At 56.5% G+C, this 26,472-nt stretch carries 22 protein-coding genes and 4 riboswitches; of the genes, 12 read left to right on the forward strand and 10 right to left on the reverse strand.

Annotation, left to right across the window (positions count from 1 at the left end):
* Positions 1-116: 116 nt before the first annotated feature.
* From gcvPB to gcvT, 3 genes are read right to left on the reverse strand one after another with little or no spacing between them, the layout of a single operon-like run.
* Positions 117-1,574, reverse strand: coding sequence for an aminomethyl-transferring glycine dehydrogenase subunit GcvPB (gene gcvPB, locus NNL35_RS14710; RefSeq protein WP_254553543.1), 1,458 nt, complete (start codon positions 1,572-1,574; stop codon positions 117-119).
* The gene (gene gcvPA / locus NNL35_RS14715) at positions 1,571-2,929 is read right to left on the reverse strand and encodes an aminomethyl-transferring glycine dehydrogenase subunit GcvPA (RefSeq protein WP_254553544.1); all 1,359 of its coding nucleotides are present in this window, start codon (positions 2,927-2,929) and stop codon (positions 1,571-1,573) included. Before gcvPA ends, gcvPB begins: the two co-directional genes overlap by 4 nt.
* Positions 2,926-4,050 carry a glycine cleavage system aminomethyltransferase GcvT gene (gene gcvT, locus NNL35_RS14720; RefSeq protein WP_254553545.1) on the reverse strand — a complete coding sequence of 375 codons (1,125 nt, stop codon included), beginning with the start codon at positions 4,048-4,050 and terminating at the stop codon, positions 2,926-2,928. Before gcvT ends, gcvPA begins: the two co-directional genes overlap by 4 nt.
* An 89-nt stretch (positions 4,051-4,139) precedes the next feature.
* Positions 4,140-4,250, reverse strand: a riboswitch (glycine riboswitch).
* A gap of 3 nt (positions 4,251-4,253) precedes the next feature.
* Positions 4,254-4,349, reverse strand: a riboswitch (glycine riboswitch).
* Between the two features lie 159 nt (positions 4,350-4,508).
* Positions 4,509-4,616, forward strand: a riboswitch (glycine riboswitch).
* Between the two features lie 4 nt (positions 4,617-4,620).
* Positions 4,621-4,704: riboswitch (glycine riboswitch) on the forward strand.
* Between the two features lie 81 nt (positions 4,705-4,785).
* Here gcvT and gcvH point away from each other — a divergent pair.
* Together gcvH and NNL35_RS14730 are read left to right on the forward strand one after the other, a co-directional pair.
* Entirely contained in the window at positions 4,786-5,175 is a 390-nt protein-coding gene (gcvH, locus tag NNL35_RS14725; RefSeq protein WP_040732094.1) for a glycine cleavage system protein GcvH, read from the forward strand.
* Between the two features lie 138 nt (positions 5,176-5,313).
* Positions 5,314-5,484, forward strand: a complete 171-nt coding sequence (locus NNL35_RS14730; RefSeq protein ID WP_254553546.1) for a hypothetical protein — start codon at positions 5,314-5,316, stop codon at positions 5,482-5,484.
* 52 nt (positions 5,485-5,536) lie between these two features.
* On the opposite strand, the gene NNL35_RS14735 is transcribed toward NNL35_RS14730, so the two are convergent.
* Both NNL35_RS14735 and NNL35_RS30390 read right to left on the reverse strand, forming a co-directional pair.
* The gene (locus NNL35_RS14735; RefSeq protein WP_111154414.1) at positions 5,537-6,361 is read right to left on the reverse strand and encodes a DUF2935 domain-containing protein; all 825 of its coding nucleotides are present in this window, start codon (positions 6,359-6,361) and stop codon (positions 5,537-5,539) included.
* A gap of 160 nt (positions 6,362-6,521) precedes the next feature.
* On the reverse strand, positions 6,522-11,069 hold the full coding sequence (locus NNL35_RS30390; RefSeq protein WP_276540134.1) for a S8 family serine peptidase: 4,548 nt from the start codon (positions 11,067-11,069) through the stop codon (positions 6,522-6,524).
* A 533-nt stretch (positions 11,070-11,602) separates the two neighbouring features.
* On the opposite strand from NNL35_RS30390, the gene NNL35_RS14755 reads away from it, so the two are divergent.
* Entirely contained in the window at positions 11,603-12,421 is an 819-nt protein-coding gene (locus NNL35_RS14755) for an MBL fold metallo-hydrolase (RefSeq protein WP_254553547.1), read from the forward strand.
* 73 nt (positions 12,422-12,494) lie between these two features.
* On the opposite strand, the gene NNL35_RS14760 is transcribed toward NNL35_RS14755, so the two are convergent.
* On the reverse strand, positions 12,495-13,466 hold the full coding sequence (locus NNL35_RS14760; RefSeq protein WP_254553548.1) for an aldo/keto reductase: 972 nt from the start codon (positions 13,464-13,466) through the stop codon (positions 12,495-12,497).
* 212 nt (positions 13,467-13,678) lie between these two features.
* Here NNL35_RS14760 and NNL35_RS14765 point away from each other — a divergent pair, with 212 nt between their 5' ends.
* Positions 13,679-14,530: an SDR family oxidoreductase gene (locus tag NNL35_RS14765; RefSeq protein ID WP_254553549.1), complete on the forward strand. Its 852-nt coding sequence runs from the start codon at positions 13,679-13,681 to the stop codon at positions 14,528-14,530.
* Positions 14,531-14,532: 2 nt separating this feature from the next.
* On the opposite strand, the gene ytaF is transcribed toward NNL35_RS14765, so the two are convergent.
* Positions 14,533-15,165, reverse strand: coding sequence for a sporulation membrane protein YtaF (gene ytaF, locus NNL35_RS14770; protein ID WP_254553550.1), 633 nt, complete (start codon positions 15,163-15,165; stop codon positions 14,533-14,535).
* 160 nt (positions 15,166-15,325) lie between these two features.
* Between ytaF and NNL35_RS14775 the strand changes: the two genes are divergently transcribed.
* Positions 15,326-16,039, forward strand: a complete 714-nt coding sequence (locus tag NNL35_RS14775; RefSeq protein WP_254553551.1) for a DUF1232 domain-containing protein — start codon at positions 15,326-15,328, stop codon at positions 16,037-16,039.
* A gap of 88 nt (positions 16,040-16,127) precedes the next feature.
* Here the strand turns inward: NNL35_RS14775 and NNL35_RS14780 are convergent, their stop codons facing one another.
* The 3 genes from NNL35_RS14780 to NNL35_RS14790 are packed head-to-tail and all read right to left on the reverse strand — an operon-like array spanning position 16,128 to position 18,497.
* Positions 16,128-17,537, reverse strand: coding sequence for a nucleoside recognition domain-containing protein (locus tag NNL35_RS14780; protein ID WP_254553552.1), 1,410 nt, complete (start codon positions 17,535-17,537; stop codon positions 16,128-16,130).
* Entirely contained in the window at positions 17,515-18,246 is a 732-nt protein-coding gene (locus NNL35_RS14785; RefSeq protein WP_254553553.1) for a FeoB small GTPase domain-containing protein, read from the reverse strand. The genes NNL35_RS14780 and NNL35_RS14785 overlap by 23 nt, the downstream gene beginning before the upstream one ends.
* Positions 18,243-18,497, reverse strand: coding sequence for a FeoA family protein (locus NNL35_RS14790; RefSeq protein WP_254553554.1), 255 nt, complete (start codon positions 18,495-18,497; stop codon positions 18,243-18,245). The genes NNL35_RS14785 and NNL35_RS14790 overlap by 4 nt, the downstream gene beginning before the upstream one ends.
* 390 nt (positions 18,498-18,887) lie before the next feature.
* Here NNL35_RS14790 and NNL35_RS14795 point away from each other — a divergent pair, with 390 nt between their 5' ends.
* The 7 genes from NNL35_RS14795 (at position 18,888) to NNL35_RS14825 (ending at position 26,465) form a co-directional block, all read left to right on the forward strand.
* Complete coding sequence (locus NNL35_RS14795) at positions 18,888-19,688, forward strand: GNAT family N-acetyltransferase (RefSeq protein WP_254553555.1); 801 nt, start codon at positions 18,888-18,890, stop codon at positions 19,686-19,688.
* 185 nt (positions 19,689-19,873) lie between these two features.
* Positions 19,874-20,575, forward strand: coding sequence for a DsbA family protein (locus NNL35_RS14800; RefSeq protein ID WP_254553556.1), 702 nt, complete (start codon positions 19,874-19,876; stop codon positions 20,573-20,575).
* 224 nt (positions 20,576-20,799) lie between these two features.
* On the forward strand, positions 20,800-21,933 hold the full coding sequence (locus NNL35_RS14805; RefSeq protein WP_111154424.1) for an FtsW/RodA/SpoVE family cell cycle protein: 1,134 nt from the start codon (positions 20,800-20,802) through the stop codon (positions 21,931-21,933).
* Between the two features lie 388 nt (positions 21,934-22,321).
* Positions 22,322-23,554, forward strand: coding sequence for a GTP-binding protein (locus tag NNL35_RS14810; protein ID WP_254553557.1), 1,233 nt, complete (start codon positions 22,322-22,324; stop codon positions 23,552-23,554).
* A 332-nt stretch (positions 23,555-23,886) separates the two neighbouring features.
* Positions 23,887-25,131, forward strand: a complete 1,245-nt coding sequence (locus tag NNL35_RS14815) for a glycosyltransferase family 4 protein (protein ID WP_254553558.1) — start codon at positions 23,887-23,889, stop codon at positions 25,129-25,131.
* 35 nt (positions 25,132-25,166) lie between these two features.
* Entirely contained in the window at positions 25,167-25,745 is a 579-nt protein-coding gene (locus tag NNL35_RS30395; protein WP_276540135.1) for a hypothetical protein, read from the forward strand.
* Between the two features lie 18 nt (positions 25,746-25,763).
* A complete protein-coding gene (locus tag NNL35_RS14825) occupies positions 25,764-26,465 on the forward strand; it encodes a PIG-L deacetylase family protein (protein ID WP_254553559.1) in 702 nt (233 codons plus the stop codon).
* Positions 26,466-26,472 lie beyond the last annotated feature (7 nt).

Here is a 26,472-nt window from a genome sequence, read left to right on the forward strand (position 1 = left end):
GAAAAGAGGGAGAACTGCCTATCGATGAGGCAGTTCTCCTTTGCTGTCTCTATAAGAACAGAAGCCCTCGCCCCGGGCGCGCCATTCAAGCGCAGGGGCAAAGGGCTTCTTCTTCGTTAATTGCAAGCGCAATTCAAGACCGGCTTGCGGGCGGCCAGCGTCTCGTCCAGTCTTCTCACATCTGTGTGATGCGGCGCGTTGAGCAGCAGATCCGGCTGTTCTTCCGCTTCCTTCGCAATCTGAATCATCGTATCGATGAAGGTGTCGAGCGTCTCCTTGCTCTCGGTCTCCGTCGGCTCGATCATCATGCATTCCTCGACATTGAGCGGGAAGTAGATGGTCGGCGGATGGAATCCGAAATCGAGCAGCCGCTTGGCGACGTCCAGCGTGCGCACCCCATATTGCTTCAAGCCGCTACCGGAGATGACGAATTCATGCTTGCATACGCCCGGATACGGCACTTCGAAATAAGGTGCCAGACGGTGCATCATGTAGTTCGCGTTCAGCACCGCGCATTCGGATACGCGGCGAAGTCCGTCCGGCCCGTATGTGCGCATATAGGTGTACGCGCGGACGAGAATGCCGAAGTTGCCAAGGTATGCTTTGACCCTTCCAATCGAGGTTGGCCGTTCTTCTTCGAATCCGAAGCTGCCATCCTCCTTCTTCACGATGAGCGGCTTCGGCAAGTATGGCGCCAGGATGCTCTTGACGCCGACCGGGCCGGCCCCGGGACCGCCGCCGCCATGCGGCGTGCTCATCGTCTTGTGCAGATTCAAATGCACAACATCGAAGCCCATATCTCCCGGGCGGGTGATGCCCATGATGGCGTTGGAATTCGCGCCGTCGTAGTACAACAGGCCGCCGGCTTCGTGGACAATATCGGCAATCTCGAGGATGTGCTCCTCGAACAAGCCGAGCGTGCTCGGATTGGTCAGCATGAGTGCCGCTGTGTCCGGACCGACCGCCGCCCGCAGCGCCTCAAGATCGACAAGCCCCCGTTCATCCGAAGGGATCGTAATCGTATCGAGACCGGCGGCCGTCGCGCTCGCCGGGTTCGTCCCATGAGACGAGTCCGGAACGATAACCTTGGTGCGGATCTCGCCCTTGCTCTCATGGTAAGCCCGGATCATCATCAGGCCCGTCCATTCCCCGTGGGCGCCTGCCGCAGGCTGGAGCGTCACCTCGTCCATCCCCGTGAGGGCGGCAAGATCCTGCTGGAGTGTATACAGCATTTCCAGCGCGCCTTGAATGCTATCAGCCGGCTGATACGGGTGAATCTTCGCGAAGCCCGCCAAGCGGGCGACATCTTCGTTAATCTTCGGATTGTACTTCATCGTACAGGAGCCGAGCGGGTAGAAGCCGTTGTCGATGCCGAAGTTGCGGCGCGACAACTCAGTGTAATGGCGGATGACATCCACTTCATACACTTCCGGCAATTCCGCCGGCTGCTGGCGGAGCATCGCCGCCGGTATCATTTCTTCGATATCCCGCTGCGGAACATCGCATTCAGGCAATGAATAAGCGGTCCGTCCCGGCTTGCTCAGCTCGAAGATCAGCTTTTTCTCCGGTTTCATACAGCACCCTCCAATCGTGCGGCAAATTGGTCGATTTCCGCCTTGGTCCGGCGTTCCGTCACCGCGACAAGCATATGGCCCGCCAGCTCCGGATAGTAACGGGACACATCCAGGCCGCCGATGAACCCTTCCTTCATCAGGGCGGCGTTCAAGGCGGTCGGGCAGACGCCTTCCGGCAGCTTGACCAGGAATTCATTGAAGAACGGCGAGGTGAACGGCAGGGACATTGCCTTCGATTGCGCGATCCGATCGGCAGCGTAATGCGCCTTTTGGATGTTCAGATTCGCGACCTCGCGGATGCCGGATTTGCCCATGACGGACAAATAGACGGAAGCGCTCAAGGCTAGCAGCGCCTGGTTCGAGCAAATGTTGGACGTCGCCTTCTCGCGGCGGATATGCTGCTCGCGGGCTTGCAGCGTCAGCACGAAGCCCCGCTTGCCGTCGCGATCCTTGGTCTGACCGACAATCCGGCCAGGGATGCGGCGCATCAGCGGCTCGGATACGGCGAAGTATCCGCATGTCGGACCGCCCAGCGACGAGGCGATGCCGAACGGCTGGGCATCTCCGACGACGACGTCGGCGCCCAGCTGTCCCGGGCTCTCCAGCAGGCCGAGCGACAGCGGATTAGTGCTCATAATAAGCAGTCCTTTGCGCCCGTGAATCAGCGGTTCGATGGCCTGCACGTCCTCGATGCAGCCGAAGAAGTTAGGCGACTGGACGATAACCGCAGCCGTGTCGTCCGTCATGAGCGCCTCCAGCTTCTCCAGATCGGTCACTCCGTTCGCATCGGGCGCCTCTACAATCTCCAGACCGAGCCCGCGCGCGCTCGTATGCAGGATCTGCCGCGCTTCCGGATGAACGGTGCGCGAGACGACGATCCGCTTGCGCTTCGTAACGGCGCTTGCCAGCACCCCGGCTTCCGCGAGCGCGGTCGCCCCGTCATACATGCTCGCATTGGCTACCTTCATGCCCGTCAGCTCGCATATATAGGATTGGAACTCGAATATGGCCTGCAGCTCTCCCTGGCTGATCTCCGGCTGATATGGCGTATAGGCGGTATAGAACTCGGAACGCGAGATAACGTGATTGATGACGACCGGAATGTGATGGTCATAGATGCCGGCGCCAAGAAAGCTTGCATACTGATCGAGGCTGGCGTTGCGGCCGGCCAGATCCTGCATATGGCGCAGCAGGGCCGCTTCGTCCAGCGCTTCGGATATCGGAAGCCTGCCCTTGTAACGGACCGCTTCCGGAATGTCGCGGAACAGCTCATCAATCGATGCCGCGCCGATCACCGCGAGCATGTCCCGCTCGTCCTGCTCGGTCATCGGGATATAGCGATGTGTCTTGGTCATGAAGGCGAACCTCCCTTGGTTGTTGTAGGGCGTTGATAGAATGGGGTTGCGACGACGCGGGCCTTGAGCCGCTTGCCGCGAATCTCGACTTCCAGTTCCGTATCCAATTCGGCATATGGCGATTCAATGAGCGCCAGGCCGAGATTGCGCTTCAAGGTAGGGGATTGCGTACCGGACGTCACTTCGCCGATAAGCTTATCGCCTGCATAGACGGGATAATGGGTCCGCGGGATGCCGCGATCGATCAATTCGATGCCGGCCAATCGGCGGGGAACGCCTTCTTCCTTCTGCTTGGCGAGCGCATCCCTGCCGATGAACTCCCCTTTATTCAGCTTCACGCACCAGCCAAGCCCAGCCTCCAGCGGCGTAATCTGCTCGGACAGCTCCTGGCCGTACAGCGGCAGCTTCGCTTCGAAGCGAAGCGTATCTCTGGCCCCCAGGCCTACCGGAACGAGCCCGAACGGTTCACCGATTCGCAGCAGCTCCGTCCATAGATGGGGCGCATCGTCAGCCGAGATATAGAGCTCGAACCCATCCTCGCCCGTGTAGCCTGTACGCGAGACGAGAGCCTTAACGCCGCACACCTGGACATCGGAGAAGCAATGAAACGCTTTCAAACCGCTGACAGGCGCTTCGGTTGCCTGCGTCAAAATGGACAGTGCCTGCGGTCCTTGCAGCGCCAGCAGGGAGGTGCGGGAAGACGCGTTGTCGATATGCACGCCGTCCTCTGCATGGTCATGCAGCCATTGGACAACCTTGTCCGTATTGGACGCGTTAACGACCAGCATATAGTGATCTTCGGCAAGACGATAGACCAGGAGATCGTCGACGACACCTCCATGCGGATAACAGAGCAGGGAGTACTGTGCCTTGCCGTCCTCCAGCTTGGACAGGTCATTCGTCGTCATCTTCTGCAAAAAGGAGAATGCGGCAGGACCGCTCACGAATAGCTCCCCCATGTGCGACACATCGAACAGGCCGGCCTGCTGCCGTACGGCTTCATGCTCCCGCTGGATGCCGCTGAATTGCACCGGGAGCTCCCAGCCGCCGAAATCGATGCAGCGGACGGAAGGGTGGTCGGCATACTTCGGAAATAGGGGCGTGCGTTGTAACGTGGACATGACATCACCTCGATATGGATAATGAATGGGACTCAAAAAAAGGACAGGCGAAAAAAGGCAGCTCCGCTTCCAGCGGATGCCTTCTTACGCTCTGTCCTGTGTACCTGAGAGTTACCTCATGATCTTCCGGCTTCCGTCTGCTGAAGCCGGCCCATAAGTTTCCCCTTGGGTGACCCGCTAGAAGCGGATGCTCTCCAGAGGCGCGTCCGGTAAACGTCCTTTTGCCTGAGAGATTCACCCGTGGCGGGCTTACTCCTTCGGCGTTACTGTCTCGCAGTAATCTCTCCCTTTACCATCATTCGCAATGTGCAATTGTCATACCTCCATTATTACTCGAACCTTCCTGACATTGTCAATCCATTTCTGCGAACTTCTGCGAAAATGATTCTCATATTGACATGGCGGGGAAGCTGAACTACGCTATAGATGTAATTTTGAATAGTATCACATACCGCGAATGAAGATGAACGGGAGAGACCGGGCGCCAAGTCCCGGCACCGAAGGAGCAAGCCGCCGAAACTGCCGTTCGGCGAGGAATCTCTCAGGTAGAAGCACCGTCGTCCGACGCACCTCTGGAGAGAGCGTACAGCCGCCCAAGGGGAATACCGGCCTGCCGTGGGCAGCCGGGCAAACTCTCAGGCACCCGGGACAGAGAAGAGGCGAATGAGTCTTTGATCTGTCTTTTTTGCTGTGCCGGCTAATTGCGATAATAATGAGAGAGGAATGAGCGTGAACATGAGCGAAGTGAAAGAGAATCTGTTGTACAGCGAGGAGCATGAATGGGTCGTCGTCGTCGAAGGGCGGACCGTGCGCATCGGGATTACCGATCACGCGCAAGCGGAATTGGGAGATATCGTATTCATCGAGTTCCCCGAGATTGGAACCGCTTTATCGGCGGGCGACAGCATGGGATCGATCGAGTCGGTCAAGACGGTATCGGAGCTGTACTGCCCGGTCTCTGGAACGGTGACGAAGGTCAATACCGATCTGGAGGACACTCCCGAGAAGGTGAACAGCGAACCGTATGAAGGCGGCTGGATTGCCGAGGTGGAGCTGGACGGCGATCCGGAGGAAGCGATGAAGCAGTTGCTCACCGCGGAGGGCTACCGGAAGCATATCGAGTAGGGGAATGGCCTGCAGCCCCGGCCGCAAGCCGATGCGGACGCATGAACATGAGAATAACGGAACATCTATGAATAAAGCGGCGCTCCTTCCCGCATACTAACTGTGTACATGAGTATATGCGAAATGGAGAGTTGCCGAATGAACAACCAAGAACATAACCGCGACCAAGCGACGAAAGCGGAAGTGCAGACGACGAAGCTGAACAGAATGCCGGATATCGAAGGACGAGAAGCCGAGTTCGGAGCGGATCTGGAAGGCGCTCAGCAGGGTCAAGCCGCGCGCGATGCAGATACGAAGCTGTCCGAATAATGCGCGTCTCCTGCACCGCAAGCCCCCCAGTTCCGGGAACTGGGGGGCTTCTTCAGCCTTGAACCCGCGGCGTGGTTGGATCGCATCCCGGGGAAGGAACGGCGCCGGCCTGGGCCAATTTGATCAGGTAGTAGCATTCCTCCCGCGCCATATGATCCGGCATCAACGGACTGATAATATCGAGCGTCTCCGCGTTTAACTCCATTTCCTCCAGCTCCAGCAAAAATTTCGTGAACAACTTAATCTCCAGGTTCACATCGCGATGGAACCGCTCCAGTGCCGGGAAGCGGCGAAGCTGGGTCCGCAAGTAGCCGACCATTTCGACCGCTTTTTTGTAATAATCATCGAAATGCTTCTCGAATTGGCGGCTCTTCTCGATCAGCCGCCTCTCCACTGCATCCAGATTGGATGCGATCGCCGAAGCATGGCCGGAAGCGTCCGACAGCCACACCAGATCATAATGAAGCGCATCGAACAACGGCACCGGCTTGCCGGCCCGAACGGCATCGAGAATATAGACATACTCCTGCAGCTCATTGAGCATATGGTTGAAAAAGGTCGGCGGAAGAAGCACGGTAACCTGGCCGAGCAGCAATCGGCGCAGCAGGTCAAGCTTGAAATTCTTCAATTCCATCGTTGCGGCATGCGCATCGGCAGCGATGGCAAGGGCTTGGGATTCGGAGGAGGCCTGGCGGGCTTGATTCAGGAGCTCATCGAACCGCCGGATGAACTGATCCGCCTGACGAATGTCCTTCGCTTCCCGGGGCGACAAGGCGTCCAAAATGAAGCGGGAATGATCTCCCAGTATTTGCAGCCAGAAGCGGTGCTCGAACAAGAGCGAACCAGCCGGAGCGGCCTGGGCCTGTTGATGATGCATATGCACTCTCCTTTGCAGATGGTGGAGGCAGAATTGGTTCTATTATCATCGTATGTCTAACGGATTGTCTCGCATGCCAATTCTCGACTATCCAGCCCAAGAAGCAACAACCGCTGTCCCTCAGGGACAGCGGTTGTGTCATGACCTCGTCTGGCCGATATTACGATTCCGATTGCAGATCAAGCAGCACGAGGGCGAGCACCGTGGCTGCCTGGGCACGGGTTGATGTTCCTTCAGGAGAGAACTTGTTGCCGCCCGTGCCTTTAATATAGCCGCGGCTTACCGCAACCGCGACGGCGGCGCGGGCATCCGCACCGATCTTCGCTTGGTCGGCGAAGCCGAGCGCCGGAGCGTTATCGGTCTTCAACTGCAGTGCCTGCACCAGCATGACGACCATGTTCTCGCGCGTCAGCGGGTCACGCGCTCCCGGCTCGGCAATACGGTCGTTCCACGTTTTGCCGGAACCGGTTAGACGATCGAGCAGCGAGGCGAATTCCGCTTGAGTGACCAAATCGTTCGGCTTGAACATATTCAAGCTGCCCTTGCCTTCGATCAACTGGTGAGCGGCTGCGACCTCTACCTTATCTTTGGACCAATGCGTGCGAATATCGTCGAACGTCTTGGACAATTCCTGCGCCGTATAGGATCCGAGCGACGCCGTAGTGAAGCGAACGCCTTCCTTATCCCAGCGAACGCCAGGCGCGTAGTACGTCCACGCCTCCTTCGCATCCTTGCCGTAGACGCCTACCTTGCGGGCATCCTTGACGGTGGAGGCGCTCCATTTTAGACCGATACGGATCGGCTTGGTGACCGTGTCCTTCTCGCCTTGGACGGTCAGTCCCGGAGCGACCTGTCTCAGTGCGGACGCTTGCTCTCCTTCCGTCAGCGGCGCCAGCACCAGGCGTACGGTCAGATCTCCATTTTTCCCGATAAAGTCAACGAGCGACTCGGCAGGAATGAGCACTTCAAAATCCTTCCCGGACAGCAGCAACGCTTTGCCCGAGGCAGTAAGCTTCTCCGCCAGCACGCGGGTGATCCGGATATCCGACAAATTGACATCGTTCCAAGCGATATCCGAAATATCCAGCTTCACTTCAGTCGCTTCCTTGTCGTTCAACTGCGAGCTAATCTCAGTCGAAGATACAAGCAGCAATCCCTGCTTCTTGCCGTCCTTCTCGGTTACCGTGAAGGTGCCCGATTTCAAGGCCTTCCCAGACGGCTGCGACGGAGTGGAGGAGTAGGAACTGCTGGAAGACGAGCCGCCTGAGCTTGGGCCAGGTTCAGGCTTTGGTTCAGGTTTTGGTTCAGGATCTGGCGGCTTTGGTGAATTGACAACAACGGTTCCCGGTGCAAATCCAGCTACACGAATCGGTTCGCGGTTGCCATCCGTCATTGCAACATCTGCCAGTTTAAAGGTATACGTACCCGGGTTGCTTGCCGTGAACACGACCGTGCCTAACGTCCCATCACCTTGATAAGCCCCATCTGTCAGACTGACATGGATATCCAACTTCTTCTTGCCATCCTCCAAGTCGGTCGTTTTCTCTTCGAAGATGAGATCTGCATCCGGATACCAATCAAGTTGATATGTTGCCAACGTTACGCTCGGTTCCACGCGGACCTTGGTCAGGCTGGCATCATAGATTAGGCTGAACGAAGCGGAATATACCGATTCGGTGACGGAGAACGACGCATCAACTTGGAACTCCTCGCCGGTCGATACTTCATTCTTGCTCGTCGTTACGTTGACGCGGACTGCGCCGGCATCCGGATCGAAGTCATACTCCAGGATATCGCGGACGGCGAAATTATCCAAAGCATCAACCGTTATAATGACGATTTCGTTAGCGCCTCTTTGAAGGGGCACTTCGAGTTGGAATCGTTTGTTTTTATCAATTGTCGCATATTGCATATTGGTAAAATCTTCATTGACTACGGCAATAACCTCAACAAGCTGGCTCGGTTCATAAGATGGGAGCAAGTGTAGCAGCTGATCATCTACGGTTCCGGTGATCAGCCCTTTGTAGCTTGCCACATCATCAACACGGACTTCGCGGCTGTCCAAGGTGATTTCAGGCGCTTCGGTGTCGATAACAAAGAGTTGCCCTTCTTGTGCCGGTTCCTTGCTTCCCTTATGGGCCAGGTAATAGATTCCGTCTTCAGGAACCTCCCATTGGCCGCCGTTGCTGACCTTGGCTTCCCAGCTTTCAAGCACTGCGTTACCTGTTTTTAATGGTCCATGATCAATGACGGTATCTCCAACTGCTTTTCCCGATAAATCATAGATAGAAAGCGAAAATTTTTCTTTTTTGTTTACTTGCAAGTCAATATTCGCTTTGCTGTACTGGCTTTCGGTGCCCGGTGCAAGGATGTTCGGAGTTATCTCTAGGACATTCGCCGGAGCCACTTGGAATTCGTCTCCGATATACACGCTAACAGGAAGCCTGATTTCGTGGCCGCCGTCCCCTTTCAAATTGACATGGCCTTCATAATTCCCGGAGACGCTTGCCGGGATTTGCAAAGTCACGTCGAACGTCTGCCCAGGGCTTACTGTTGCCTTACTCGACGTTAAGGTTCCGCCCTCAGCAGGCCAATCGATGGAGACTAAATATTGCTGACTCGCATTAGAGATGCCCTTCAGCAGTACCGTTTTCTTAAACGTATTATCCGGAGAAACTGCTCCGAATGAGAGGCTGCCCGTTTCATATTCGAACAGTGCGCCCGGATTGTCTTTTACCGCGACGTTAGCGGTCTCTTGTACCAGAGCGATCGCTGGAGCTTTTACACTTCGTTCAAGATCGACCCGGCCTGCACCTTGCTCGGTTAGTTTATATACGTTCTTGTCGCGATCCTTCAGATCTACGGCATTATTCATCATCAATGCTTTGATGTCATCCGGGCTTAGATTGAGGCCGTTCTTATTGGAATACTCCACCAGCAATGCGGCAGCTCCCGCGATATGCGGCGAGGCCATGCTCGTGCCTTGCGAGCTTCCGTACCCGTTCTCGTAATTGCCGTCCCAGGCCGGCACGGATGATGTGATGCCGACTCCCGGCGCGGCAATGTCCGGCTTAATCGTATAGTCCGGCAGCGCAGGACCGCGGGCGCTGAAGGAGCCGAGCATATCTTGCTCCTCGACATCGCTGCGGACAACCTTCTTCACCGAGCCGGACGTAGTATAATTTTTCAAGATGAGACCGTCGGCTTGCGAAATGGTATAAGTAGGAACGAATTCATCGACATCCCCTTCGCCAAGAGTCGCGGCCAGATCACCAGCTTCGTTGTTGAAAATGATGAGCGCTGCGGCTCCCGCCTTTTTGGCGTTTCTCGACTTGTCGCCGAAGCTGATCTCGCCACGGGAGACGACCACGAGCTTCCCTTTTACGGCTTTGTTCTTAAAATCATCTGGTTTTCCGAATCCGGCAAAGACCGCTTCAAGCGGTTTATCTGTGTCCAGTACGGGAGAAGAAGTAGCGAGCTGCGAGAAAAACTTCTTATCCATACCCTCAACCTCAAATACCGGGGTCAGGACCGGAGGGTAAGAGGCTGCAACGGAAATGGCCGCATGGGCTCCTCCCGGACTTCCCAGCGTGAGCGGCTTCGGCCCGGCATTGCCCGCAGCGACAGCCACGACGACACCGGCCTTGGTTGCATTGTCCAGCGCCACGGAATGCGCGGTATATTGGAAGTTGTAATCGGCGCCGAGCGACAGATTGATAACATCTACCTGATCTTCATAGACGGCGCGCTCAATGCCGCGTACTATGTTTTCCGAAGATCCCCTGCCATATGGCCCGAGAACGCGATACGCATACAGATCTGCCTCTGGAGCGACGCCGCGTACTTTGCCGCTGTCGCCGGGATTATCATAGTTTCCTCTGCCGACAATCGTTCCAGCTACATGCGTGCCATGGGTCGTATGATACTCTTTTCCATCAATAATAGGCTGCGAATCATCTGGTCTCGTTTCCATTGGATCATCGTTATTATTGACAAAGTTATACCCGCCCTTAAAGGCATCTTTCAAACTTGGATGGTTGTAATCAACGCCGGTGTCAAGCACGCCGACCTTGATGCCTTTCCCTTTTAAACCTATATCCCACAAATGCTTCGCTCCAATATGGGGCGCGCTTTTATGCATATAGGTGCTGTCGCCATGAGCGCTCGGCTCGTTCGGAATCGCCTGGATGTCTACGTTCGGGAAGACGGCCTTCACGCCCGGAATCGTCAACAAATCATCGACTTTGTTGGCCGGGATACTGATCGAAAATCCATTAAATACATTGTTGAACTCGTAACGGATTGAGGCTTCCAGTTGGTTAAGTGCGGTGCGGAATTGCTGATGCTCTTGCCGGATATCGCTTTCCACATCGTTGGCGAACAAGGAGTATGTATTCGCGGCCTGAGCTTCTGCTACTTTCAACGGTTCATTTTGTAGTTCTACGATAACGGTAATAATGTCGCTGCTGTCAGAAGGCGGTACAAAGTTTTGCGGTGTGATGTCAGATAAGTTCAGTTCGGAGATGCGAGGGAGTTGCAGCTTGGTTCTGAGCTGATCCTTGACTTGGCTCTGGAGTTGTTGCTTCGTCTCGGATGCGGACCAGTCCATTTTTTCAGTTGCGCCCGATACTCCCGGAAAGACCATGCCGGCAAGCAGCAAGGCGCTAAGGACCAAAGACATGAGTTTGCGGAATGAATGCAGTCTCAAACGTAAGCCTCCTTTGCTATTTTACTGTCCGGTTGAACCTTGTTGAAGGAAAAATACAGCCTCAGCCTCCTTTCTTGCGGTCGGTATTCAAAAAACGGTGATTGTCTATGATGTCGATCACATAAATCAAGTTTACATATATTTCATATTAAGGGTAAGGGTACTATTAACTATATTCCAATTCTGTTCTCTGGCGGAAAATGTTGAAAGATTACTAATTATGTAAAATCAATAGATTGTGCCAAAAGAGAGAGTAGGTCGTTAGACCTATTTCAGGAATGCAATAGAAGGAGAGGGGAGAAAAAAATAAAGGGCTTGTCCCAATTCTAAAGCGTTTTCTAAAACGAACGCCGATAAATAAGCTTCACAAAAGAAGCGCCCGGGCAACAGGATGGCTTTGGCGATCCGCTTAGAAAGGACCCGGAGGTTCGTATACGGCCTCCATCAGAAAAATATGCGGATTAGGTATGGCTTGGCAGGACAGGATATAAAAAACCTGTTAAATGGTCATTCGCTGCAAGGAGTGAATTCGAATGGACAAACCGAATATGCTGTCTTCCGGGACCACGTCCGTAATCGCTGCACGGCCAGACATCATATGCCTGCGCACTGTTATGGTCAATGTCGTGTTCATCGGAGCGCCAGGAAGCCGCGATTATGTAGTGATCGACGCCGGATTAGCCACGTTCGGCGATACTATTCGCGAGACGGCGGAAGCGCATTTTGACGGTCCGCCTGCGGCCATTCTGCTAACCCATGGCCACTTCGATCATGTAGGCGCGATACGCGATCTGTTGGACATCTGGGATATTCCCGTATACGCGCACTCGCAAGAGCTTCCCTACCTGACGGGGCAAGCGGATTATCCTCCGCCAGATCCGACGGTCGGCGGGGGCTTGATGTCTCTGCTCTCTCCGTTCTATCCGAACGAAGCGATCCGACTCGGAAGCCGGGTCCGCCCGCTGCCCGATGATAGCCGCGTGCCGCATCTGCCGGATTGGCGGGTGATTCCTACGCCGGGGCATACTCCCGGGCACGTATCCTTTTACCGGGAATCGGATCGGTCGTTGATTGCGGGGGATGCGTTCATCACTGTCAAGCAGGAATCGGCTCTCCATGTGCTAGGGCAAGCCAAAGAAATCCATGGTCCGCCGGCTTACTTCACTCCCGATTGGGATGAGGCGTGGCGCTCGGTGAAGCGGCTGGAGAAGCTTCAGCCGCAGCTGGCCGTGACCGGGCACGGCTTGCCTATGGAAGGGGAGGAGCTGACGGTCCAATTGCAGCGCCTGGCCCGGGAGTTCGACCAGCTGGCTATCCCGGCACAAGGGCGCTATGTTCCGTCGCGTGAATAGAACCGGCGCACAAAAGAAAAAGGGCGATTCTGCTAGCCATATCGCGGCTGCCGGATCGCCCTTCTTATGTCTATTACGGCAGCGCTCTGCCTCTGGAGCTGACGTACAGGGTGTACCACTCTTCCCGTGTCAGGGTGAGGTTCGCCGCTTCGCCGCATGCCCGGATTCGCTCCGGATTGGCCGTGCCGATAACCGGCTGGATTCCGGCCGGATGGCGCATCAGCCAGGCGAGAATGATCGCTTCCCGCGTCGTGCCCTTCTCGTTGGCCATTGCCTGCACGAGCTCGGCCGTCTCGCGGATCGAAACCGGCTGATCAGAGAGATCCCGGCCCGAGAAGACGCCTTGCGCAAGCGGGCCCCAAGCTTGAATTTGAATATTTTCCAGACGGCAGTACTCCAGCGTGCCTTCCGGGAATATATCTTCCTTGGCGGCATTTTGGTTCACGTGAACGCCTTGATCGAGCCAGCCGATTTTGGCCAGACTCATCTCCAACTGATTGACGATGAACGGTTCCTTGCTGTATGTCTGTAGCAGCCGAATCTGGCCTGCGCTCATGTTCGAGACGCCGAAGGCCCGCACTTTCCCCGCAGACTTCAATGCCGACATCGCTTCCGCGACCTCTTCCGGCTCCATCAATGGATCGGGACGGTGGAAGAGCAGAATGTCGAGATATTCGACACCCAGCCGCTTCAAGCTTCCGTCGACGCTGCGCAAAATATGCTCCTTCGAAAAATCATAGCGTCCCGGAATGCCATTATCAGCGAAGCGAATGCCGCACTTGGATTGCAGCACGATGCGCTCTCTCCATTCCGGCCGTTCCTTCAGCACTTGGCCGAATACCTGCTCCGCCTTGCCTCTCGTATAAATGTCGGCGTGGTCGAACATATTGATGCCCGCCTCCAGGGCGGCTTCGACCGCAGCGTGCGCCGCTGCGAGATGCTGTTCCGTTATTGGCTCGTCATTCCAGCCTCCTCCCAGACCCATGCATCCGAGCACTAGCCGGCTGGCCGCGAGTCCGCGTTGTTGAATGGGGATCTTATTCATGTTGAATCACTCCAGTGGATGTAGAATGAGAAGCTTATCTCGTCCAGTGTACTACAGGCGCATGCGCATATCCAGATACGAAGGGGTCGGAAGCAGAGATCGGCTCTTCGCTCGACGGTCCGCGAGCCCTGTCCGGAAGGATAATAGAAGCACGCAGCCGAATATACCAGTACGCATGGAAAGAAGCCGCCAGCACAAAAGGAGGGAACGAGATGAAGGAACGGGTGATGCTCGTAACCGGAGCGAACTCGGGTATGGGATTGGCAACCAGCGTGGCGTTAGCCAAGCAGGGAATCTATGTTATCATGCTGTGCCGGAATGAAGCGAGGGGCAGGCGGGCGCTGGAGGAAGCGGTTCGCCGCAGCGGATCGAATCGCATCGGGCTCATGCTCTGCGATCTGGGATCATTGCGCAGTATTCGCGCATGCGCGGCAGCGGTCCTGTCCAACTATACGGCGCTGGATGGACTGATTAACAACGCAGGGGTAGTCTCGGTTCGCCGACAGACGACAAGCGACGGCTTCGAGCTGAATATCGGGGTCAACCATCTCGGGCATTTTCTGTTGACGAATCTTCTGCTGGAAGCCCTGCAGCGGGCGCCGCAGGGACGGATTATCAATGTGTCGTCCGGCGCCCACAAGATAGGGCGCATTCATTTCGATGACCTGCATCTGACGAAGGGCTATAATGCAGTCACGGCCTATTCGCAATCGAAGCTGGCCAACATATTGTTCACATCCGCGCTTGCCAGCCGGCTGCAGGGGACGAAGGTGACGGCCAACAGCCTTCATCCCGGGGCCGTCGCCACCAATATCGGTGTCGATCGCGGCACAGGATTCGGCAAGCGCATTATGGCCATGCTGCGCCCGTTCTTCCTCACGCCGGAGGAGGGGGCGGCCACCGCCATTTACTTGGCGACCAGCCCGGACGTTGCCGCGGTGTCGGGCGCTTATTTCTACCGGCAGCGTCAGATGCCGGCGTCTCGCCGCTCGCAGGATGCGCAGCTGGCGGAACGGCTGTGGGCCGTCAGTGCGGCGGAAGTGGGATGCAATATCGCGGAGTAGCGCTAGAAGAGTGCGTTGACGGCAATCAGCAGCAGAATGACACCGCTGATCAGCGTGCTGAATTGACCGAGGCTGAAGGAGCCGATACGGATATTTGCAGCCTTCCTTCCAATCGATACGCCCCACCATACCGTGATATAGCTCCCAACGGCCGCGGTAATGCAGATGGCCAGCGGAGACAGGCCGAGCAGCCCGGCGCTCAAGCCATTCGTCAGCGCATTGGCGGAGAGCGCCACGCCGAGAATGACGGCTTCCCCGTAGCCGATGGTGCCGGACTGGTCGGCGTCCGCGATCTCGGGATGCCGGAGCATGTCGGTCAGCTTATTCCGCGACGGGGTCGAGCCGGCTGCCGCCGACACTGCGGCTGGCTGGCTCTTGTGGCGCGGCACCGTGATGCGAATCCCGATGATGAACAATACGAACGCCCCAAGGAGCACCGGCAGAATGCCAGGCAAGATTGCGCTAATCCACTGCCCGAACTGAATCCCGCCCCAACTGAACAAAAAGCAAATGACGGCAATGATTGCATTGGAGATCCAAGGGATTCGCATCCCGCGGATTCCATAAGATATCCCTACCCCGAGATTATCCAGACTCGACGATGCGGCAAACCCTAATATAAACAGCCAATTCACGGAAAACACTCCTTCGGCCTGCAGTGCAGGAATTGATTCCGTACAGATTACGGATTTATTGAGGAATTGTGCGTGTCCTCTACATATATTGTTGAGAGATCATCAATGGCGTTGTGCCTTCATGGCATCAATGTTCTCGCCATAGAGAGGAGGGGATAGGATGAATCAGACGGATAACGTACCGCAATTCGGCCATCAGTTGAAATTATTGCTCAAGGAGCGCTCCCTATCGATGCGCAAATTAAGCGAGCAGACGGGAATTGATACGGCGACCATCTCCCGGATGGCCAACGGGAAGCAGGCGGTCAAGCCGGAATATATTCACCGCATCGCGTCTGTTCTCGCCATTCCGGCCGAGCGTCTGTACCGGGCGGCAGGCTATTCCGTCGGTTCCGAGCGGGACGGGAGGACGGATATGCATGCCTCCGTCGATGCGATTCAGCAAGTGCTCGGGCATTCGAAGCTATATGAGCCGGAGTTCAGCACCGAACGGGTGCGGCAGGAATTGATGAAATGCGAGCGCTACGCCCGCACCGAGGAAGGCAAGCGGCTGATTCATCAAGATTTCGAGGAAAAAGTAAGCAAGGTGAGCGGAGAAGGCCCGTTCATTGAGCAGCTGCGCGACATGTATGCTTGCTTTTGCGATCCGGCGGTATCGGAGGAAGAAAAAGCGGTGCTCGGCAGCGCACTGCTTTATTTCATCCTGTCTGTCGACATTATCCCGGATTATGTATTTCCAATCGGGTACCTTGATGATGCGATTGCGGTCAATATGGCGCTTGAACGGCTGCGCGGCATGGCCGGCACATCGCAAGCGCAGAGAAATGCCAGTGGACGCGATCCGGCCGCCGAGGCACCGGATGACGCCGATTAGGCCGGCGGGGAGAAGCGATATGCCCCGCACACGAAGGCAGCACGAGCCGTATGCACCAGCTCGTGCTGCCAACAGGCATGTTCTCTTGTTATACCCAGCCGAACGCTCTTGCCAATTGAGCCGTTGTAAAGGTGACGGCAATCGCGATGGCGAGGGGGATGAGAGCGGACAGTACGGTCCATTTCACGCTCTTCGTCTCTTTGTAAATATTGAACAGCGTCGTGCCGCATGGATAATGGAGCAGGGAGAACAGCATCATATTGAGCGCTGTCAGCCAGGTCCAGCCATGGTTCAGGAAGATGTCCTTAATGTTGTCCATGCCGTCCGCATCGACCAACGCGCCGGTAGACAAGTATCCCATCAGCAGAATCGGAAGCACGATCTCATTCGCGGGCAGGCCGAGAATGAAGGCCATCAGGATGAAGCCGTCCAGTCCGATCGCATGGGCGAACGGCTCGAAAAAACTGGCCATATGATTGAGCACGCTGTCCCCGCCGACAAAAATATTGCCCAGGATCCAGGTGATGATTCCAGCAGGCGCGGCCACGATGATGGCACGCGTCAGCACATTGAGCGACTTGTCCCGCGATGCGAGCAGAACCGTCTTCGCGAACTGCGGCTTGCGGTACGGAGGAAGCTCCAGCGTATAGTGGGTCGGCACCCCGCGCAGGGCGGTCTTGGACAATACCCATGATACAGTAAACGTAACGGCGATACCGATCATGACCATGCCCATGACGACCGAGGCCGTAACAAGCGTCTGCATGCCGGAACCGAGTCCTGCTGACACCATGAAGAGAGAGGACAGCAGAATCAGGGTTGGCCAGCGTCCGTTGCAGGGCACGAAGTTGTTCGTCAAGATGGCAAGCATCCGCTCACGCGGCGATTCGATAATGCGGGTAGACAAAATAGCTGCGGCGTTGCAGCCGAAGCCCATCGACATCGTCAGCGCCTGCTTGCCATGCCCGCCCGACTTCTTGAACAGGCGGTCCATGTTGAAGGCGACGCGCGGCAAGTAGCCGAAGTTCTCCAGCAGGGCGAAGACCGGGAAAAAGATCGCCATCGGCGGCAGCATGACGCTGACGACCCAGGCGGTGCCGCGGAAGAAACCGAGGATGAGTACGCCATGCAGCCACGCCGGCGCATGGATTACCTCGAATCCGGCGGTCAAATAGCCTTCGATCGTATTGAACAAGTCAAAGAGCAGGGCGGAAGGCACGTTCGCTCCCGCAATCGTGATCCAGAAGACCGCGCCCAGTATCGCCAGCATAATCGGGAATCCCCAAATCGGAGAGGTGACGATTTTGTCAAGCCGGTACGTGCTCTCCAGCTTCTTCTTATCTTCGTAGCGGACCGCTTCGCGGCAAATGCTGTGAGTCGTCTTATAAATATCCCCGACGATATCGTCCCGGACCTCTCTGCCGTTCGTCAGGTTCTTGGCCATCGTCAAGAGCGAATCGAGTGAGTCGGGGGAATTAGTGGCAAGCGGTGTAGCCATATGGTACCGTCTCCTTCACTGTCATCGTCTGGTCTTCCTTCATCCGTTTCTTCATCGTCTGAAGCAGATTCTCATCATTATCCAGCAGCCGCAATGCGAGCCATCGGGCCGGATAACGGTCGCCAAGATGCTCACGTATCGCCGGCTCCAGTTCGGCAAACTTCCGTTCAATATGATCGCTGTATTGAATCTGCAGCGGCTGGGGCACGAGCTTGCCCGAGGCGACCTGCTCGATCTTGTCGAGCAACTGGGGAATGCCAATCCGGCTGCGTGCCGAGATGGCGACTACAGGCACACCCAGCTTGCGGGAGATCGCATCGACATCGATGCGGACGCCCAGACGCTTCGCTTCGTCGATCAGGTTGATGCAGAGGACAACACGGTTCGTCATCTCCATGACCTGCATGGCGAGATTCAAATTCCGCTCCAGCGAGGTCGCGTCCAGCACGACGACCGTCACGTCCGGGTTGTCAAATATAATATAGTCCCGGGCGACTTCCTCATCCGCCGAATTGGAGTAGAGGGAATAGGTGCCCGGAAGATCAATGATGCGGAACGGTGTGCCCTGATGCTCGAATTCTCCTTCCGCCATCATGACGGTCTTGCCTGCCCAGTTCCCGGTATGCTGGCGCATCCCTGTCAACGTATTGAACAAAGTGCTCTTGCCTGTGTTCGGGTTACCGGCGAGGGCAATTCGATATCCGCTCATTCATCCTCACCTCCCATAATCTCCCCGTGTATGCGCGTGCTCTCTTCTCTGCGAAGTGCGATGGTCGTATTGTTCACGCGGAACGCGACTGGATCCCCGAGGGGGCTGCGCTGCAGCACCTCGACCGTATTGCCCGGCACGAACCCGAGATCGAGAAGCCGCCGGCGCAGCACTCCTTCCACTTCGATGCGGGAGAGACGCAGGCGGCTGCCCGTATCCGCTTCTGCCAAACTTCTCTCTGTAGTTGACATCTATGATGTTCCTCCTCCCAATGTCCGAACCTCACGAGTAGAGCGGCAACCGCATTTTCTCCGGTTCCCCCGCTCTTGTTATTATTAGTATAGGACAAAAGTATTGTGTTGCCAACAATTATTTTCATTAGGGCAACTTTTTTAGGAGAGGGGAATTATTGTATATGTATATGCTTGCGCAGCCCATTGGTTCGGGGGGAATCGACGCTTTTTTCTCCCTTCAGGATGGGCCAACGGAAGGCAGAGCCCAGGAAAGCCCGAGCCGTGGCAAGCGGAGAGCGGACCTGGCTTCCCGTTGACATTGACGCAGGGGCAAGTACTATACTAGGAATGCCTGCCCAAGGCAGTATGACGGAATCGGCAGCGTGAAAAAAAGGGGAGGGGATCGCCTTGCTGCGAAGACTGACAGAAACAGAATTGGATGCCTTGCTGGGGCATGTCAGCAAAGATGAACATTTTTTGTACTATACCTATCTGACCTCGCGGCGTTCCCGTTCGATCCACTACGGGCATTTTTCGCCGGAAGGCGAGATGTTGGGCGTATTGGCCTATCTGCGCGGAATGCCGTTCCATGCGTTCTCGGTGTTGCCGCTCAGCGATAGGTTCGCCATAGAGCCGCTAGTGAAGCGGATCCAGTCGGATGCAATGCTCCCGTCAGGAGCGGAAGGCAGCTTCATTTTGAGCGAAGAAGTGAGGCGGCGATTGGAGCCCCAATTACATTCGGTTATCCATTACCGGCCGCTCATGACGATGATGCATCCGGATCCGGGCTCGCTGCCCCCGGCAGACGGACAGGTCGTTCCGCTGAAGCCGGAGCACAAGGAGAGAATTGTGAAGCGGATGCGGGAATTTCAATCGATTGCCTTCACGGAGGAAGAGCTCCAATATCCATGCGTCGGCATCTTCGAAGACAATGAACTGGTGGCGGTCGGCGGGTACCATGTGTACAGTGCGGAGGCGGCGGAATTGGGGAACATCGGCACGATCGCCTCGCGGCGGGGACGGGGATATGGCGCGAAAATAACAGCGGAACTGGTCCGGACGGCTGCCCGGCTGACCTCTTACGTTCTGCTGGAAGTGTTCAATGATAACGAGCCTGCCATCCGTCTTTATCGCTCCCTTGGCTTCGAACAGGTGAATCAGCTCTATATGACGAGCTTCCGCTTGCCTGTCTTGGCCGGACGTGCTTGACGGACCGGGGATGAATCATCCGGCATGGCGGCAGCGGCCGGTACTGCAGACGATATGATCTAATGCACTGAGGACGGACAGACAATGGGATATACTGGCGTCGGTTCGGCTAGGCTTGCCCCGGCCGTGACCGGTGATTCTTTCCGATGAAAAGGAGATGAGGCCCATTGCAGAACAAATCTTCCATGAGTAAGGGAGTCTTGGTGGCCGGCGCCGTGGTGCTTGTGCTGCTGCTCATATGGCTGGCGGCAAGCCTTGCCGGGACGTCCGGCCGCGAGGAAGGACAGCCTTCCGCATTGTCCGCTTCCCCAGCGGTTCCGGAAGAGGAGCTGAACTATGATCGCCAGCCCGCGATGGGAGATCGGAACGCTCCGATCCGCATCGTCGAATTCGGCGATTACAAATGCCCGGCCTGCAAGCGCTGGACCGAGCTCGTGCTGTCGCAGCTGCATGAGGAATTTATCGCAGACGGCACCGCCGCCTTCTACTATATCCATTATCCATTTCTGGCTCCGGATTCGGAGCTGGCAGCCGTCGCGGGGGAGATCCTGTTCCATATGGACGAATCCGCGTTCTGGACATTCCACCAGCGGATCAATGAGCTTCAGGGCGAGAAGGACGAGGCTTGGGCGAACGAATCCTTCCTTACCCGTCTGGTAGAGCGGGACATTCCGTCTGTCGATGCCGAACAGTTCCGAGCCGAGCTGAAGGAGCTGAAGCATCTCGATACGGTAAAGGCCGATATGGAGATTGCCCGCAAGTTCAAGATTGGCGGCACGCCGACGATATTGGTGAACGGGCAAGAGGTCGAGGACATTTCTTACGAGGGGATGCGGGAAGCGATCATGTCGGAGTTAAGCCGGCAACAAGCTCAGGCAGCCAAATAGAGACGCGGGACACAGCGGGTTTGCCTGGAGGCGGCCCGTTTTTTACACCGAAATAACGAAATTATCCGGCGCAGCCGGCAGTCTGCGCTCGCGGTTGACAACGGCAGGGGGATGGGGTAGTATTCACGTGAGTCAAGATCTTCCTGTTCCCGCCCTTCGGCAAGCTGAAGGGTTTGTTTGTCATGCAGGGCAGACGATTCAATACTTAGAAGAGGTACAACCTAATGCTGCGAAAATGGAAGCGGCTCGATCCGCTGCTGCTCTGGCTGGTGCTGTGCTTCATGGCGATTAGCACCATCGTCGTCTATAGCGCAACGGTGAATACGAAATATGAAGGTATGCACATGGACAACATCAAGCTCTACGTTGTTCTGTTCATCCCGCTGCTTGTTACCGCCTGGTTCGATTACCGCATCGTCGTCCGTTATTTATCCGTCATCCTTTACGTTATCGGCATCGGCTTGCTTCTGTTGGTCATGTTCAAAGGGGTTAACATCAACGGCTCTACGCGCTGGATCGCGATCGGAAGCCAGCAATTTCAGCCCTCCGAGTTCATGAAGCTGTTCATTATTTTGCTGCTGGCCCGCTTGCTGGGACGAAGGGATGGCGAGACGCTGAGACTGTTCCAGGATATCGTGCCGTTAGGCCTTGTTGTGGCGGTTCCGATGTACTTGATTTACAAGCAGCCGGACCTGGGGACGACAATCGTATTTGTATCTATTTTTGTCGCCATGCTGTGGATGGCGAATGCGCGACTGTCCCATATGATCGTCGGCCTGTCAACAGCTTCCGCCGCCGTCGGAACGATTCTGGTGCTGTATTATCACAATCGCGACTTGTTGATTAAGCTGATCAAGCCGCATCAGTTTTCCCGTATCGAGGCATTCCTGGATCCTGCGAGCAACCCGGATGGAGGATGGCATGTCATGAATTCGATCCGGGCGATCGGGTCGGGGAATTTTTCGGGAGACGGATTTCTGAAAGGCTTTTTCGTGCATAACGGTTATATTCCGTACAGCTATTCGGATTCGATCTTTGTCGTCATCGGAGAGGAGTTCGGGTTTCTCGGCTCCGCCTGCCTGATCCTGCTGTTTTTTGCGCTTATTTATCGTATGGTGCTCATTGCAGGTACATGCAAAGATCTGGAAGGCGCCTATCTCATTATCGGCATTATTGCGATGTTCACCTTGCAAATATTCGAAAACATCGCGATGCATATCGGGCTGATGCCGCTTACGGGCTTATCGCTGCCGTTCATCAGCTACGGCGGAAGCTCGCTGCTCACCAATATGATATCGATTGGGCTCGTGATGAGCGTCAAAATCCACCAGGAAGAACCGAACATGCTGGAGCTGTGATCGCTCTGAACGGAAGAAAAAGCTGCCGCAAGGCAGTTTTTTTGATGATTAAATAGACATAGGGAAGCCGAGCAATCAGCCCCCGGCATCGTATACAGAACAATTTCAATGACCAGCTGCTATGTGTCTCACACAAAGCAAGTATCCCGCCTGCAGAAATGGCTGGGCGGTTGAACGTAACTGAGCCGATGGGAGGACGATCAAAAGAGCGCCGAAAGGCTCATCTAGCAGTCAGGAAAGCAAACGCGAGAGCGTATAAGGAAGCTCGGCTCGAATAGATATCAAGATCTTCGCCGCGAGGCTTGTGCTTCGGGACGCTTGACAGCAGAGGGATGACGCCTATATTATTAAATCGTAAAAATTACGATTAACGGAGGGTATGATACGTATGGCAGATCAGACGAAAGCACCGGGTACAAATCCGGGCGGACAAGTTCCCGTAACGGTATTGAGCGGCTTCCTCGGCGCCGGGAAGACGACGGTATTGAATCATGTGCTTAACAACCGCCAAGGACTCAGGGTGGCGGTAATTGTCAACGATATGAGCGAGATCAATATTGACGCCGATCTGGTAAGGTCGGGCTCCAACCTGTCGCGGACCGAGGAGAAGCTGGTGGAGTTGTCGAACGGATGCATTTGCTGCACGCTGCGCGAAGATCTGCTGAGGGAGGTTGAGCGGCTGGCGAAGGAAGGACGATACGAATATATTCTGATCGAGTCGACAGGAATCTCCGAGCCCTTGCCCGTAGCGCAGACGCTTACGTATGCGGACGAAGCGCTGGGCATCGATCTTCCCTCTCTCGTTCGGCTGGATTGCCTGGTCACGGTCGTCGACGCGAGCCGGTTCTGGCATGATTTCGCCTCCGGTGAATCGCTGCTCGATCGGAAGCAGCAGGCGGGCGAGGAGGACAATCGGAGCGTGGTCGATCTCCTTATCGATCAGATTGAATGCAGCAACGTGCTGCTGTTGAACAAGTGCGACTCGGTGGAGGAAGAGGAGCTGAAGAAGCTCGAAGGCGTGCTGCGGGAGCTGCAGCCGGGGGCGCGCATCATTCGCACCGTGAACGGTCAGGTCGATCCGAAGCAAATTCTGAACACCGGGCTGTTCGACTTCGAGAGCGCCAGTCACACCGCTGCCTGGATTGAGGAGCGCGAACTCGAAGCCCATACCCCGGAGACCGAGGAGTACGGCATCTCTTCCTTCGTATACCGGCGTCAGCATCCATTCCATCCGGAACGGCTCTACCGGTTCATGAATGACTGGCCGGAAGAGATCATCCGGGCCAAGGGCATGCTCTGGCTGGCCCCGGCATCGGATATCGCCGTAAGCCTGAGCCAGGCAGGACATTCCATCCAGATCGGGCCGGCCGGCTATTGGCTCGCTGCCGCGACACCGGAAGAGAGGGAGATGATCCTGGAGGAGGAGCCCGACATGCGGCTGCGCTGGCATGCGCGATGGGGAGACCGAATGAACGAGCTAGTGCTGATCGGCATTGCTCCGGATCGTTCCCGGATTGAGCGCGGGCTGGACGAATGTCTGCTGACTGCCGCCGAGATGAAGCAGGATTGGTCGGCACTCGTCAATCCGCTGGCCTGGGTTACCGAAGGGCTCGACGCGTAAAGCGGGCGCCGGGGCTATCGAGCGTCTGCCGCGAAAGCGGGATACGCCAATTCGTACTCGCTTCGACCGCGGCCGTATACGAAAATATGCCGCAGGGGCGCACGACGGAGCAATCTTCGATCTGCCCGTTTCGAATTACGGGTTGTCCGCTGCGGATACCTATAATCGCCTATTTCACCTGCTCTATGGGATTCCATTTTTGACTACGTGGAAGGAAGATGGACGTCTGACCCGTTCCCGGCTCACGCTCCAAAATCAGGGTACCTGTACCTCTCAACAGATGCCGTTCCGTCATAGTATAAATGGACATTACACCAAAGGGATGGAGAGCGATGAAGATCCTGATCGCGAGCTTCCGGGGGATTCCACATGTAGACGGACTAAACACCTACGTCGAACATTTGAAGACGGGATTGGAACGTCAAGGACATCAGGCCGATTTTCTATGTCCAACCCCGGACGAGAGCGGATTCGGCATTTACCCCCACAACAGGGTATTGGAAAAAGAGAAGTTTCTCCCTTTTATCTCCTCGCAGTCCAACCGATACTTCGACAACCATCTGCCCGGGTTGGATCCGTGGATTCGGCAATGTGAAGTGGAGCGGTACGGGTTTGAACTGGCTGCTCTGCTTCTGGATATAAGCGAGTATGACATCATTCATGCGCAGGATATCGTATCCGCCTATGCCCTATCGCGCATCAAGCCGCCGGGAATGCCTCTCGTGACGACGATTCACGGCTGCCTCGCCCTGGAATCGTTCCGCAACCTGAAGGTGATGGGGCTGGATGCGCCCGAGCGGGGCCCTGCGCTTTGGGCTTATTCAGCTCTAATGGAACGGCTGGGCGCATCCTGTGCGCGACGAACGATCATGCCTACCCGCTGGCTGCAAGACCTGATGATCCGGGAGTTCGGGGTACATCCGGACCAGTTGATCGTCTCGCCAAACGGAATGGACGTCGAAGCCTTCATCCGCCAGATGGCAGCGCCTACCGACTGGGAACCGCCTCAAGGGAAAAAGGTAATCATCTGTCCGGCGAGGCTCCATGCCGTCAAGGGACATGTCTTTTTGCTGCAAGCTCTGCATTCGTTGAAGGCGATTCGCCAGGATTGGGTCTGCTGGCTGGTGGGAGACGGAGAGGCCGAAACGGAGCTGCGGGACATGACGGCGGCGCTGGGCCTGTCAGAGCAAGTCTTCTTCCTTGGCAGACGTCAGGATGCTGCCGCCCTGATGAGGCAGGCGGATCTGTTCGTCCTTCCCAGCCTTCAGGATAACCACCCCGTCTCGGTCATGGAGGCGCAGATTGCCGGCAAGCTGGTCATCGTATCCAATGCGGGCGGAATTCCGGAGATGGTCCAGCACGGCGTAACCGGCCTCGTATCCGAGGCGGGACGCAGCGAACAGCTTCTGCATCATCTGCGACTGGGGCTTGATAATGACTCCTTCCGGCAGCAAGTGGGCGCGCAGGCGCAGGCATGGGGCAGGGCGCATTGGTCCCTGGAGGCGATGACCGGGCGGATCCTCGATATATATCACAGCGCTGCCGGAATGGATGAAGAGGCCCGCCATTTCCGGTAACATGCTCAGATTAATGGATGGAGGTGCCGCATACTATGGCGAAGCTGACAAGTACTATCGGGCGCAAGAGAGCAGAAGAGGCCCGGCCGAGGATGGAGGCGGGGAAGAAAAGGATGGTGATGCGTGAAGGCGCCAGACGAAGGCTGCGCCGCCAGTCCCGGAGCACGCCAGGCAAGCGCGGCTTGCGGCTGGCCCTCGGGGAGCGGCTGCAGCAGAGAGTGCATCCGCTTCAGCCATCGCGCAGCGGGGGGCTCACCCCGGATTCCGCGCCTCAGGAGGAAGCCTTGAATGCACCGCTGACTCCACCCGCTGAAGAAGCGCCATCACCGCCGCCGGCTGCCGAAGCGGCACATGGCGTCCCGGCCCCTGATGCAGAAGCGATTACGCCGCCGCCGCCAGAACCTGTCCAGGCCGCCGAGCCGCAACCGGCGGATGACATGTTGTGGAGTCAACTGCTGAGCAGGGTGCCGGCGGACTACTCGCTGCCCGACGAAGTCATCGCAGAAGCGCTGCAGCATGCATTGGCCGCTAACATATCCCGCAGGGGAGCCTGGCCAAGGTTGTGGCGCCGCATCCAGCTCCGTTATAATGTTACGTATTCGCATATAACTTGAACAGGAGCTGAAACTGCGTTGACACATACCGTCGGATTGATTTATGCGCATCCGGACGACGAGACGTTCGGATGCGCTTGCCTGATCCGCTCCCTGGCGGATCAGGGCGTCTCTGCTGCCCTGCTGACGGCCACGAGCGGAGAGGCGGGGAAGCCCGGCCGGCTTGGCCCGATGACCCGGGACGAGCTGGCTGCGCGGCGGGAGCGGGAGCTGGCTGCGGCCGGCGCGATTATGGGCTTGGCGGACATTGAGCTCCTGCGTTATCCGGACGGACAATTGTCTTCCGTCCCGCGCAGCGAGCTTGTCGCGAAGATTGCCGCGTTCCTCAACCGGCATCGCATTGCGGTCGTCATCACTTTTCCCGAGGATGGAATCAGCGGGCATCCGGATCATATCGCCATCCATCATGCCGTCAACGAGGCGGTATGGAGCGGGATCTGCCCGCATGTGCAGAAGCTGTACTACAATATGCCGCTTACGGGCCACGAGGCGGAGGCGGGTTCGGTTATCAGCCTGGATGCCGCGCCGTATTGGGAGATGAAGGCGGCGGCGCTGCGTGCCCACAAATCTCAAATCTTGTCGGTCGAGCGTGTTTTCGGCGACTTGCAGGCACTGCCGGCGAATGAACGGATGCGCGGGGAGTCGTTCGTCCTCGTATGGAAGCGGGGAGTGCATCATCCGGCCGTCCGGGAGCAATCGCTGCTGGATGACGTAACATGAAGAAAGC

The organism is Paenibacillus dendritiformis, assembly GCF_945605565.1.
Classification (GTDB): domain Bacteria; phylum Bacillota; class Bacilli; order Paenibacillales; family Paenibacillaceae; genus Paenibacillus_B; species Paenibacillus_B dendritiformis_A.